Origin of the sequence: Lentibacillus songyuanensis, from assembly GCF_039548255.1 — a bacterium.
Taxonomy (GTDB): Bacteria; Bacillota; Bacilli; order Bacillales; family Amphibacillaceae; genus Lentibacillus_C; species Lentibacillus_C songyuanensis.
In genome coordinates, this window is sequence record NZ_JBCLVH010000004.1 from 114,712 (window position 1) to 127,364 (window position 12,653).

Genomic DNA, 12,653 nt, shown 5'->3' on the forward strand with positions numbered 1-12,653 from the left:
GGGTAACAAATGGGAATTCATAAATATGAAGAAAATGATTTATTCACCGGTATCATTCAAATTGGGCGATATCATCGCATCAAGGATTTGGATACCGGCAGTAGAGAGTTTGCTGTTCGTATTGATACCAGTGTTACGCCTATTTTTTGTGCTGCGTGTAATAAGCAAGTTCCGGGGTTTTATAAGCTGGTTGCTCAAGATATGGTCAGGTTGGAAGGATACAATGCGAGCGATGTCATTCGATGATATGTATTACAAATCGACTCGAACTCAAAAAATACATGTTTAATTTCGCTAAAATAAGGGATAGAAATGGAATGTTATTAGATTTGGAAGGCTTATTAGGGGGTGTAGAGGAAATAACCGTGCGATCATCTCCATCTACAATTTTTTGTGAACGAACGTATAGGAGAAGTCCCCATAGGAGTTTCACAGCAAAATATCACCAATCTTCCAGTCTCTCACACAACGAAATACAGTATCCCGGGTAAGATAATTTGGTTACATTGCTGCGTGGATAGACTGTTCCTTTATCATGTCCAACTCCTTTTTCCAATTTATCTTCATTGGTTCCCACATCAAAGGGTAAGTCGGAATCAAGCTTTGGAATATGGAGCATCTGTATCTCCCATGGCCCGGCCGGTTAAAATGATCGTCTTTTGAAATTTTGTCGGCATTAGGGAGTGCCGTTTAGGGGCAATTGTTTTAATGAATACCAATCTAGTTTTGATTGACTATTTCTCCTAGTTCAACACTTTTATCCATAAATCCTTGTTTAAATTTTTCTTCTTTCTTCTTATCTAAATCAGCTTCAAGGATATTCCAGTATAAATCACCTAAATCATTCAGGTTCTCGCATGCAATCAACATTTTTTCATTTACTTCCTTACGTATTTTCTTATTACTTTCAATGTCATCCCAGACCGTTTTCATGTCATTAGACCATTTTTGCATGAAATGATCCCACTCTTCATCATTGTAGTCTTCTCCACGAAATGATTCGAAATCAGAATATCCATCACCTAAATTATAGAATAAGGAATTTAAACTTTTTAACAGCCTGATCTCTTCTGTTTCTCCCTGCACGCTTTCTATATCATAAAGAAATTCAATTTTCCCATCCTTAACCGTGCCATCATGCAAATTTTCTTTTTCATCTCCATCATTAGAGTTACTATCATCATGAACCGTTTTTTCTTCGCTGTGATCAACTTTCTCACTTTGTTCACTATTACATGCAGTTAAAAGAACTGCTAGAATGATTAAAAGAAAACGAGTTTTCATGCCGCTAATTTGCCTCCCACATTAAATTCCGAAGATATTGCATACTTATATTACATGGAAAGCAGATAAAAGAAAATGAAACATTTTAGGCATTCTAAAAAGGAATAGAACATGATAATATATGGAAGTGATTTGCTATTAATAGGGGGAAGTGCACTTCTGAAATAGATTTCACATGGAATACGTATAGATTGGTTAGCTATTAAAGGAGATTATAAAATCATGCGTAAGAAAAAGGTAATGGTATTATTCGCTGCCAGTCTGATGTTGTTTGCAATGGGGTGTTCTAACGAAGCCAATAAGGAAGAAGATAATCAAAAACAAGGGCAACATAAATATCATGATAATAACGAAAGCGGGAAGGTAAAGGACACAACGAAGAGCCAGGCGGAAATGGCAGATGATGAGGAACTTCAACAGTTTTTTTCGAATGAAAGCCTTGGGGAATATAAGGTTATAGGAGAAGGGTATAATGATGAGCTTGGGATTGATGGTAATGCAGATACCCCATTAAAACCAGTTAAACTAGGACCGATCAGATTGACAATTGAATCGGTAAAGGTGTTAGAAGTGAAGCCAAGTAACGATGTAATTGGAACCATTTTTGATAATGATGAAATAGCACAGGTCGTGGTGGCCAAGGTGAAAATACATAGTACAACAGACGAACTGATGGAATTTCATGCGGATACATCAAAATTAACGACCGATACAGGAGAGGAAGTATTTGCAAGGATGGTCAATGATGATGTGTGGGACGAGTTTGATGGCACACAGGAAAAGGAAGGCTATGTACTATGGGTATTGGATACCCCTGATAAAAAAATTCAAAATATGCAAATGACTATATACCCGCCAATTGCGTCCATGGAGTTTAAAGAAATGGGCGAGGAAAAACAGATAAACGTTGACGTGGCTAGTAATGGTTCATGATCGAGCAAATCCGTAAACGTCATATCATTCCCTTACTATTTTCCCCCACCATCTACAGGCAATGCTTTGATAATGTACCGTTCAGGCGCATCACCAATATAAGAAAAAGGATAACAGGTCGTGACGGTTAACTCTTCATTAGGGGATGTAGAGGAGATAACCGTGCGATCATCGGCATCGACAATTTTTGTATGAACGATTTCATAGGAAAAGTCTCCATAGGGGAGTTGCATAGTTAAAATATCACCAATCTCCAGCTCGCCCATGCGGCGAAATACGGTATCCCGATGGCCGGATAAGACAATCTGGTCCCGCTGCTGTGGGTAGGCGGTTCCTTTATAATGTCCCACTCCTTTTTCTAATTCATCTTCATCGGTTCCCTCGACAATTGGTAAGTCTGAATCAAGTTTAGGAATATGCAACAATCCTACTGTTTCTCCCACCCCCGGTTGAAATGTAAATGTACTGTCTTTTGAAACGGTGGATGTAGAAGCGTCCTCTGCTTGTTTATTTTTATGTAACAATTCTTTTGCTTCAGCTAAACTCTCATGCTGGGCCCTTGTAGTTTTAACCCATTGATAAGCGCCAATTCCCAATAAAATGAGTCCGGCAATTACGAGTAAGATGGATAACTTTTTCATAGCGTTCTCCCCCATGCATGTCATTAACGATAGTATATCACATTTTTAGGATTTCTCTTCCATCGTCTATAAGGGTAAAAGTAAAAAACTCTTCATAATCATTTTGCGGCTGATTTTGTAATTTTCGCTTGTTATATATAAGTATTTAATTATATAATAATGTATAAAATCCATTGGAGGTGATTTGCACATGCTGAAAACGATAGATGAAATGAAAAAGGCAGCAATGATTTTAAAGCTGCTAGGAGATAAAACCCGGCTAACCATGGTAAAAATACTCGACATTCGTGATTGTTGTGTTTGCGAATTTGTTGAGATTTTTAAGGCAAGCCAACCATCCATTAGCCAACATCTTAGAAAATTGAGGGACGTTGGATTGGTTAAAGAAGAACGAAAAGGGCAATGGATTTTTTACTCTATTAATAAAAATAATGAATTTTATCCATTTGTTCAACAAATTCTCGATCAATTACCAAGTCAAGATGAAAAACTAAAAGAACTAGAAGAAAAAGGTACACGAATCAATTGTTGTTAATGGGAGGGATACTTTGTCTTCAACGCTTATATTAGCAATTTTAATCTTTTTGGTAACACTTGTTTTCGTTATTTGGCAACCTAAAGGACTATCGATTGGATGGACCGCAATTGGGGGCGCAATCATCGCCTTGCTAGTGGGCGTCGTTGGATTGAATGATGTAATAGAAGTAACCGAAATTGTCTGGAATGCAACGTTGGCATTTGTCGCTATTATCCTCATATCATTAATATTGGATGAAATTGGGTTATTTGAGTGGGCGGCGCTTCATATGGCCCGGGTTGCAAAGGGCAATGGGATAAAGATGTTTGTCTATATCAGTATTCTAGGTGCAATAGTGGCTGCCTTTTTTGCCAATGATGGTGCAGCGTTAATACTTACGCCAATTGTGCTGGCAATGGTTCGGAATCTAAATTTCAATGAAAAGATGATTTTTCCGTTTATTATGGCAAGCGGTTTTATTGCGGATACAACCTCGCTGCCATTTATCGTAAGTAACTTGGTTAATATCGTTTCCGCAGATTTCTTTGGAATTGGATTTGTGGAATATGCATCCAGAATGATTATTCCAAACCTGTTTTCGTTAGCTGCAACGATAACGGTGTTGTTCATTTACTTCCGAAAAAGCATTCCGAGATCATATGACATTTCAAAGTTAAGTGAACCGGAATCAGCTATAAAGGATCATAACATGTTTCACCTATCATGGTATGTTCTGGGATTATTAGTTCTTGGATATTTTGTAAGTGAGTTCATCCATCTCCCTGTATCTATTATTGCCGGTGTTATCGCGATTTTCTTCATTCTTATGGCGAGAAATAGTAAGGCAGTTGATACCAAAGCAGTCCTAAAAGGTGCGCCATGGAATATTGTGTTTTTCTCCATTGGGATGTATGTGGTGGTTTATGGATTAGGAAATGCGGGACTCACTAATGTGTTAGCCGCAGTCATTCAGGTAACAGCCGGGAAAGGTTTATTCATAGCTACGGTCGTAATGGGTTTTATCGCAGCATTTTTATCCTCGATTATGAATAACATGCCCACCGTTATGATTGATGCGTTGGCGATTGCCGAAACAAGTACATCTGGTGTAGTAAGAGAGGGGCTTATTTACGCCAATGTGGTTGGAGCGGACTTAGGTCCAAAAATTACACCAATTGGTTCCCTTGCGACTTTGGTATGGCTCCATGTTTTATCCCAAAAAGGTGTGAAAATTTCATGGGGGACCTATTTTAAAACGGGTATCATTTTAACGATTCCTATTTTGTTTATAACCTTAATCGGGCTATTTTTGACGTTATATATTTTTTAGTTGTTTGACGATAATACCTGCCTGCGATGTAACCATATTATATAAAAACCCTGGACAGCAAACTGCCATAGATCCTCCTGCCATGTTTAACGTAAAAATAATATCCGTATTAAATGGGTAATATATTTTAAAAGGGGCATGAAAGGAGGAATTGGAAAATGATGAATCTTATTTTTATCATTTTGGTGGCTATTGGATTGCCTGTTTCCGTAATTGGTGCGTTGCTTGGATGGCCTGCTGTTATCATGTTTGGTGTATATTGTTTAACGATCATAGCGTTAGCGGCTTTTATCGGCAGGGCGACAGATAGTTTGGCAATTGTCATGGGACCGAGGATTGGTGGATTGTTAAATGCCACGTTTGGTAATGCTGTGGAGCTGATTATCTCGATTTTCTCGCTAAAGGCAGGGCTCATTGGCATTGTATTGGCATCGTTGACAGGTTCCGTGCTTGGGAATTTATTATTAGTCGCCGGGCTTTCCTTTTTTGTTGGTGGCTTAAAGTATAAACGCCAGACATTTAATGTTTATAATGCACAGCATAACGCAGGATTGTTGATCTTTGCTGTCCTGGTAGCCTTTGTCATTCCAGAAGTGTTTTCCAGCAGGATGAATGATTGGGAAACAATGGCGCTTAGTATCGGCATCTCGATTATTTTAATTATTTTATATGGTGCGGCATTATTATTTAAGCTGGTCACACATCGTGGGATATATTCCGATTCAGAGGAGGCAAAACAAGATAATCAGGAAGCGGAAGTGCCGGAATGGGGGAAAACAAAGGCAGTTATTATCCTGGCGGCAGCAACAATTGCGGTTGCCTATGTTTCCGAAAAACTTGTTCATACGTTTCATTTGGTTGGCGAAACGTTTGGATGGTCAGAACTCTTTATAGGTGTTGTTATTGTAGCAATTGTCGGAAACGCGGCTGAACATGCCTCAGCAGTTATAATGGCATATAAAAATAAAATGGAAGTAGCCGTGGAAATTGCAGTTGGTTCTACGTTGCAAATTGCGATGTTTGTGTTACCTTTACTTGTATTACTGTCGGTTTTTTTTCCGACGTCAATGGCACTTGTATTTACATGGCCGGAGCTAATTAGTATGGTCATGGCCGTGTTATTAATGATCATGATTTCGGTTGATGGAGATTCGAATTGGTTTGATGGTTTGATCTTGCTGGCAGCATATTTTATTATGGGAATTGGATTTTATTTGCTTTAAAAGGGAAAAAATCATCCCGCCATCCTTCTATCCAAGCGAGAAAGGAAGAGGATTGGCAGGATGATTGATTGCCCTAATTACCTGGCGGGCGATTCGTGCGATATTTATTCTGGTTCTTCATGTCGTTTAGTTCTTGTTTACTTTTGTTCTTGGTTTTTGTTTTATTTTTCGCCATAGAACACCCTCCTTAATTTGTAGTTTGGCTCATTTGATAAAAAAGATGTAGCGCGTGCATAATCACATCTATTAGTCGCTCCTAAATAGTTGTGCAAATGCCTGCTTTTTTATCTGATATTCTTCACTAGAAGGGGTTTCTTGCTGTATTTTTTGCATAGCTTGTTTTAAGTCCTCTATCTCTTCGGTTCGCTTTTCGATTATTTTCATCCGTCGATGGTGTTTGCTTTGTTGCTCTTGCAAGGCTTGCAGCATTTTCTCCTGACTCATCACATTTGCTACCGTTTTTCCAATGGTTTGCATGACGACGAAGAGGTTTTCCGCATAATTTCCTTGGTGCAAGGAAGTCTGTCTATCGAGTAATGACTGTTCCGTTGGTTTAGAAAAGCGTTGGTTCGCTAACATATCCATTATTTTGGACTGTTCATAGTTTTGGTCGTTATATTTTTTGATAAATGATAAGACACCAATCGCCTCAGGATGATAGTACATGCCACCTCGTTTTTTGGTTTTTGGGATAAACATATGGTATTCCTCTACCCAATTAGCGATTGTGCTTGGTGGAACGTCAACAATGCGGCTTAAACTGCTAATCCGTAATAGTTCCAACTGTTTCACCGACTTTCTGTTAAAGTATGTTGACTTGTCCATAGGATAAAAAAAGAAATTGGGAGGAATATGGAAGTAATGTGGAAAAAATGTGTAATCCAACGGTTATAATGTTCGATCTTCTCTGGATACGATATGTTATTTTGCAATGTCTCTTGTGGCGGTATTCATTTTTCCAGTAATATGTAGAACCAAAAATTATTAAAAAATGAAACCATTTTTATTATTACCCGTATATAGTATTGTAGAGTAGTAGTAAACATTAGAAAGGTGGATAAATTTGAAAAAAGTCTTTTTAGTACTCGTGGCTGGCGTAATGGCGCTTGTCTTGGCAGCATGTAATGATACTGCTGAACCGACGGAAGGTGCGAGCAAGGAAAAAGAAAGTAAGTTGACAGCGGAGGAAGTTTACTCGAAAGCATTGGAAGCATCTGAAGATATGAAGAGTGCAGAGGTTTCCATGAATGTAAACCAGCAGATTCAAGCAAGTGACGATTCCGTTGCAATGGAAACAAAAAGCAATTATGATACCAAAATGACGATGGATCCCATTGCCCTTTACATGAAAGGTGTAACAAAAATGGAAATGGATGGAGCTGGTGATGAAGAAATTCCAGCGATGGACATGGAGATCTACATGGTAGATGACGGAATGTACTTATACAGCGATCAGATTGGCGATTGGGTGAAGATGGATAATTCATCAATGGATATGATTGAACAAATGGCCGGACAACAGCCTGATCCGTCTGAGCAATTAAAAATGATGCAGGATTATGCAGAGGACCTGTCTTTTGAGCAATCTGATGACGAATTTATACTTAAGTTGGATGCAGACGGTGACAAGTTTAACGATTTAATGCAAAAGATGATGCAGGAAAACATGCCGGATGAATTATTGGAGCAAATGGGTAAAGAAGGTCAGGAAGCGTTGGAGAATATGGATATCAACAGTATGTCCTTTGAGTTTTCTGTGGATAAAGAAACCTATGAAATGAAAACATTCAACATGGATATGGATATGACGATGCATGCGGATAATGAAGAATTAAATATTGTCCAGCAGGTGGAATCCGAGTACTCCAATATCAACAAGGTAGATGCGATTGAAGTACCGGATGATGTGAAAGAAAACGCGATTGAGCAATAATTTTTATGAAAGAAAAATACATCTCGTCATGAGGTGTATTTTTTTACTGCAAAAAATCAAAACGTACGTTGGTTAGGACAATCTTTTGCTATGATATAATGATGGTGGGGGTGTGCGCTATGGATGCGTTAGATATCATGCTGCATTTAGAACAGGTTATACCTTATTACCAGCCAATTGTTCGTGCCGATACGCAATTGGTGGTTGGCTATGAGGTCATTCCGGTTCTCAAGCGAGAAAAGGATGTGCAGGAATTATCTGGCTTCTTCAACGACTCTAACATTCCAGTTGATTTTCTTCTTGATGCATATAACGATATCCAGCGGAAAGTATTGAATCAGTTTATGCAGTCCGACCAATCGACGTTATTGTTTTTTCCGTATGAGGCGAGCGTGTTACTGGACGACAACGGACAACAGTTCCTGTCGCTTTTGCAATCATATCTGGATAACGGGTTGGATGTAACGAAAATTATCATGCAAATCAAGGAAACACCGTTAGCGGATCAGATGGATGCATTAAACGGATTATTTACATATATGAAATCATTAGGCATTGGGATTGCGATTGATAATGTGGGGCAGCGGATTGGCAACCTCGATCGTTTGGCTGTAATTGAGCCAACTGTCATTAAAGTAGATACCAGCTTTTTAAAAGATGATTTGTTGCCGCATTTATATCGGGATGTTCACCACTCCATCTCTATGCTTTCGAGAAAAATTGGCGCTACACTAATGTTTAAAGGTATTTCCACCTATCAGCAATTAAATTATGCCTGGCGTAATGGCGGGCAATTTTACCAAGGCGGTTATATACAGAAGGCCCAACCCACGTGGTCATCCCCGGATTGCTGTAAGGAGCGGATGACAAGCGATTTTCAGCATTTCGTTAACTTTGAGCGGAAGAAAATGAAGGCGCAGCTGGAATTAAGCCGCCAAATAAACGCACAATTTGATGCGATCTGGAACAGCCTGCAGCGGGAAGCGTCATACGATGAGATGGTTCTCTCGATTGGGCAAGCGTGCAACCCATTTGCATTTCGAGTTTACCTTTGTAATGAAGAAGGGATTCAGCTGTCCTCCAATGCGGAGAAAAATACGGAAGGTGCGTGGGAGCTCCATTACGAAGGACGACATAAAAACTGGAGCTGGCGGCCGTACTTTTTTGAAAATATAATCCGTATGAACGTAGAGAAAAAAGGTATCTTATCCGATTTATATACTGATATTGACCGAGATGAATTAATCCGAACATATGCCTATCCTTTATCAGAGGAACGTTATGTTTTTCTTGATATTCCGTATGATTATTTAGTTGAGCAGGAAGCATTGCTGTAGGGTTGCCGATGGGGCTTGTTCATGCGCTGTCACTCCTAATTTGGGAACCGCCGATAAATAACGCAAAGCCGCCGATAAAAGAGGTCAAATCTTCGATAAAAAGGCTAAAACCGCTGTTAAAAGTGAGACATCGACCCGTCTACATACTCCACCACAAAGAATTTTGACCTCCCACGGTGAGTATACTATAATTAGACTGTTAATCGAAAAAGAGGTGGACGTGATGTTAGACCGTTTACAATCGTTGGAAGATCGTTATGATAAATTAAATGAATTGCTTAGTGATCCAGACGTGATTAGTGATACAAAAAAGCTGCGGGAATACTCCAAAGAGCAGTCTGATTTACAGGAGGTTGTCACGGTGTACCGGGAGTATAAAGATGTGACGACCCAGCTGAAAGATGCCAGGACGATGCTGGAGGATAATCTGGACGAAGAAATGACCGAGATGGTTAAGGCAGAAATTGCAGAGCTTGCGGCATCCAAGGAAAACTTGGAAGAGAAAATGAAAGTGCTTCTGTTGCCAAAGGATCCGAATGATGATAAGAACGTCATCATGGAAATTCGCGGAGCAGCTGGCGGGGATGAAGCAGCATTGTTTGCGGGTGACTTGTACCGGATGTATTCACGTTATGCCGAGTCGCAGGGGTGGAAAACTGAAGTGCTGGAAGCCCACACAACCGGTGTTGGTGGCTATAAAGAAATTATCTTTATGATCAATGGAACTGGTGCTTATTCCAAACTGAAATATGAAAATGGAGCGCATCGGGTGCAACGGGTACCGGAGACGGAATCTGGCGGCCGTATCCATACATCGACAGCGACGGTTGCTGTTTTGCCAGAGACGGAAGAGGTCGAAGTGGACATTCATGAAAAAGACATTCGTGTGGACACGTATGCATCAAGCGGTCCGGGGGGACAAAGTGTAAACACGACCATGTCTGCTGTCCGCTTAACCCACGAGCCGACCGGAATTGTCGTTTCCATTCAAGATGAGAAATCGCAAATTAAGAATAAGGAAAAAGCGATGAAAGTGTTACGCGCTCGGATTTATGATAAATTCCAGCAAGAGGCACAGGCGGAGTATGATGAGTCACGTAAGTCCGCGGTTGGTACTGGGGATCGCTCGGAACGGATAAGGACGTATAACTTTCCGCAGAACCGGGTAACCGATCACCGAATTAACCTAACGATTCAAAAGCTGGATCAAATCCTGACTGGGAAGCTGGAAGAGATCGTTGATGCTCTTCTTATTGAAGAACAAACGAAAAAACTGGAACAGATTGGTGACTAACATGGAACAATCAAAGAGACAATACGAAGTCCTAAAATGGGCTTCGTCTTTTTTAGCAGACCATCATCGGGAAGAACATGTTGCGCAAATCCTGCTGCAGCATTATTTAGGTGTATCAAAGACGGCATTCTTTGCTGCAATGCGAGATCCAGTGCCAGAGCCGATCCAGCACCAATTTGAAAATGCTATCCGGGTCCATGCCGAAACGGGAATTCCTGTTCAGCATTTGACTGGATATGAATGGTTTTACGGACGAAAATTTCATGTGAATGGTGACGTACTCATCCCCAGACCGGAAACGGAAGAACTGGTGCAGCATGTAATCACACAGGCACGTAAATGGGAGAAGCAAAACGAGCCGTTGGTGATTGCTGACATTGGTACGGGGAGTGGTGTGATTGCTTGTACATTGGCACTTGAATTGCCCGAAGCGATCGTGTATGCAACGGATATTTCCCAAGCTGCGTTAGTGGTTGCCAGCCAAAACGCCAGCGATCTTCAAGCGGAGGTGACGTTTTTACAAGGGGACTTTTTACAACCGCTAATCCAGCAGTATCTTAAAGTAGATATCCTAGTGTCCAACCCGCCATATATAGCGGAAACGGAGAAAGCCCTGCTATCCGATACAGTATCCAACTATGATCCAGCACTGGCTTTATTTTCCAAAGAGAGCGGGCTGGCAGCTTATCGCGATATCGTCAAGTGGCTTCCCGAGGTCATCTTAGAGAAGGCGCTTGTTGCGTTTGAAATTGGTTCCCAGCAGGCAGAAGCGGTTAAGCGTCTCATTCAACATCAGTTTCCACAAGAGGATGTTGCCATTATAGCGGATATCAATGGTAAGGAGCGGATTATCTCCGCAACAATTAGCCAATAGAGCAGGGCAGATTTGCTGAAATGTCTGCGCACGACCGACAATAATATTATTTTTACTAGAATACTAGTTTAAAATCATTTTTCTCCGTCCATACTGGTTGTAAATTCAATCGGAAAGGGCTGGAAACGATGAAAAAACTAGTATTTTTTATTGCAGTTATTATTCTTATTTTCTTAATAATGCCGACAAAGGGTATGTTTCAACAAGCTAGTAGTGAACAAGGTTATCAAGTGATTCCAGATGATGCGATTCGGCTTCGGATTTTGGCAAATAGTGATAATGATGAAGATCAACGTGTTAAACGTGCGGTTCGCGATGAGGTGAACAAATCGATTGCTGGCTGGGTTGAGGACATTGCTGATATCGATAAAGCACGAAAGGTCATTCAAGGGAAGCTGCCAGAAATTGAAACAATTGTGGACACTGTATTAGAAAAGGAAAATGCACCTCAATCGTTTCAAGTGGAGTATGGCGAAAAGGTTTCGTTTCCAACGAAAGTATATGGTAATTTTCTATATCCTGCTGGGGAATATGAAGCTGTGCTAATTACCCTTGGAGAAGGGGAAGGCGCAAATTGGTGGTGTGTGCTGTTCCCGCCATTATGCTTTTTGGATTTCTCAAATGGAACGACTGTTGCCAAAGCCGCCAGTTCAGAAAAGGAAGTTGTACCAGAAGAGCAAGCGAATGAGGAAGAAGAGGTGGAAGTGAAATTTTTCTTATTTGAATGGCTTGGTTTGTCATAGTTTCTCCAACATGTGCATAGAATCGTAGAAAGCGCAATAGAAGTGCAAATCTATCAAATTTTAGTAGAGGTGAGGAACATGAATCTAATTGCCGCAAACCAAGCACCAAAAGAAAAGATCGAACAATTTTTACATTATAATCAGGATGTCGCAGAGGATGCTCTGCTTGAAAATGGCTATGTCGTTGAAATAGAACAGAAAATTGAGGGATGTTTTGTCTTACAATCGGTTGAACCGGGTGTTTACTGGCTAAAACAATTGCATGTAACCAAAAAGGCCGCTCCCTCGCTGCCAGTATTATTGGAGTCGGTGCTTGTGATTGCCAAGAAACGAAATGCGAAAAGCGTATATGTACACAGTCACCAGCCAGTAGTTGATTTGTTACTTGATGCATTACAATTTCATCCACAAGCAAAAGGCTCATTTGTGGATAGTCAACAAAGGAAGCCAGGAAATTGGTGGACGTATAACGTATCCTGAATGACTTATCCACAAAATCGTGTGAATAACCGGGGGCAAGGGTGTTACCAATGTGAATAACTGG

At 40.4% G+C, this 12,653-nt stretch carries 15 protein-coding genes; 11 read left to right on the forward strand and 4 right to left on the reverse strand.

The window, feature by feature from the left end; genetic code table 11:
- The first annotated feature begins 9 nt into the window (after nt 1-9).
- A complete protein-coding gene (locus WMZ97_RS06125; protein ID WP_343271203.1) occupies nt 10-246 on the forward strand; it encodes a hypothetical protein in 237 nt (78 codons plus the stop codon).
- 196 nt (nt 247-442) lie between these two features.
- On the opposite strand, the gene WMZ97_RS06130 is transcribed toward WMZ97_RS06125, so the two are convergent.
- Together WMZ97_RS06130 and WMZ97_RS06135 are read right to left on the reverse strand one after the other, a co-directional pair.
- Complete coding sequence (locus WMZ97_RS06130) at nt 443-619, reverse strand: hypothetical protein (RefSeq protein WP_343271204.1); 177 nt, start codon at nt 617-619, stop codon at nt 443-445.
- 101 nt (nt 620-720) lie between these two features.
- Nucleotides 721-1,284, reverse strand: coding sequence for a hypothetical protein (locus WMZ97_RS06135; protein ID WP_343271205.1), 564 nt, complete (start codon nt 1,282-1,284; stop codon nt 721-723).
- A gap of 222 nt (nt 1,285-1,506) precedes the next feature.
- On the opposite strand from WMZ97_RS06135, the gene WMZ97_RS06140 reads away from it, so the two are divergent.
- Nucleotides 1,507-2,217, forward strand: coding sequence for a hypothetical protein (locus tag WMZ97_RS06140; protein ID WP_343271206.1), 711 nt, complete (start codon nt 1,507-1,509; stop codon nt 2,215-2,217).
- A gap of 35 nt (nt 2,218-2,252) precedes the next feature.
- On the opposite strand, the gene WMZ97_RS06145 is transcribed toward WMZ97_RS06140, so the two are convergent.
- The gene (locus tag WMZ97_RS06145; protein WP_343271207.1) at nt 2,253-2,858 is read right to left on the reverse strand and encodes a class D sortase; all 606 of its coding nucleotides are present in this window, start codon (nt 2,856-2,858) and stop codon (nt 2,253-2,255) included.
- A 190-nt stretch (nt 2,859-3,048) separates the two neighbouring features.
- On the opposite strand from WMZ97_RS06145, the gene WMZ97_RS06150 reads away from it, so the two are divergent.
- The 3 genes from WMZ97_RS06150 (at nt 3,049) to cax (ending at nt 5,928) form a co-directional block, all read left to right on the forward strand.
- Entirely contained in the window at nt 3,049-3,393 is a 345-nt protein-coding gene (locus WMZ97_RS06150) for an ArsR/SmtB family transcription factor (protein WP_343271208.1), read from the forward strand.
- 13 nt (nt 3,394-3,406) lie between these two features.
- Nucleotides 3,407-4,705, forward strand: coding sequence for an arsenic transporter (locus WMZ97_RS06155; RefSeq protein ID WP_343271209.1), 1,299 nt, complete (start codon nt 3,407-3,409; stop codon nt 4,703-4,705).
- Between the two features lie 161 nt (nt 4,706-4,866).
- Complete coding sequence (gene cax / locus WMZ97_RS06160; RefSeq protein ID WP_343271335.1) at nt 4,867-5,928, forward strand: calcium/proton exchanger; 1,062 nt, start codon at nt 4,867-4,869, stop codon at nt 5,926-5,928.
- Between the two features lie 246 nt (nt 5,929-6,174).
- On the opposite strand, the gene WMZ97_RS06165 is transcribed toward cax, so the two are convergent.
- Complete coding sequence (locus WMZ97_RS06165) at nt 6,175-6,720, reverse strand: MerR family transcriptional regulator (protein WP_343271210.1); 546 nt, start codon at nt 6,718-6,720, stop codon at nt 6,175-6,177.
- Nucleotides 6,721-6,991: 271 nt separating this feature from the next.
- Here WMZ97_RS06165 and WMZ97_RS06170 point away from each other — a divergent pair, with 271 nt between their 5' ends.
- The 6 genes from WMZ97_RS06170 to WMZ97_RS06195 all read left to right on the forward strand — a co-directional run bounded on the left by WMZ97_RS06170 (nt 6,992) and on the right by WMZ97_RS06195 (nt 12,589).
- Nucleotides 6,992-7,861 (forward strand): DUF6612 family protein, encoded by an 870-nt coding sequence (locus WMZ97_RS06170; protein ID WP_343271211.1) that lies wholly within the window; start codon nt 6,992-6,994, stop codon nt 7,859-7,861.
- A 119-nt stretch (nt 7,862-7,980) separates the two neighbouring features.
- Nucleotides 7,981-9,198, forward strand: a complete 1,218-nt coding sequence (locus WMZ97_RS06175) for an EAL-associated domain-containing protein (protein WP_343271212.1) — start codon at nt 7,981-7,983, stop codon at nt 9,196-9,198.
- A gap of 223 nt (nt 9,199-9,421) precedes the next feature.
- The gene (gene prfA, locus WMZ97_RS06180) at nt 9,422-10,492 is read left to right on the forward strand and encodes a peptide chain release factor 1 (RefSeq protein ID WP_343271213.1); all 1,071 of its coding nucleotides are present in this window, start codon (nt 9,422-9,424) and stop codon (nt 10,490-10,492) included.
- A 1-nt stretch (nt 10,493) separates the two neighbouring features.
- Nucleotides 10,494-11,366 (forward strand): peptide chain release factor N(5)-glutamine methyltransferase, encoded by an 873-nt coding sequence (prmC, locus tag WMZ97_RS06185; protein WP_343271214.1) that lies wholly within the window; start codon nt 10,494-10,496, stop codon nt 11,364-11,366.
- 128 nt (nt 11,367-11,494) lie between these two features.
- A complete protein-coding gene (spoIIR, locus tag WMZ97_RS06190; protein ID WP_343271215.1) occupies nt 11,495-12,109 on the forward strand; it encodes a stage II sporulation protein R in 615 nt (204 codons plus the stop codon).
- A 78-nt stretch (nt 12,110-12,187) separates the two neighbouring features.
- Nucleotides 12,188-12,589, forward strand: coding sequence for a GNAT family N-acetyltransferase (locus WMZ97_RS06195; RefSeq protein ID WP_343271216.1), 402 nt, complete (start codon nt 12,188-12,190; stop codon nt 12,587-12,589).
- Nucleotides 12,590-12,653 lie beyond the last annotated feature (64 nt).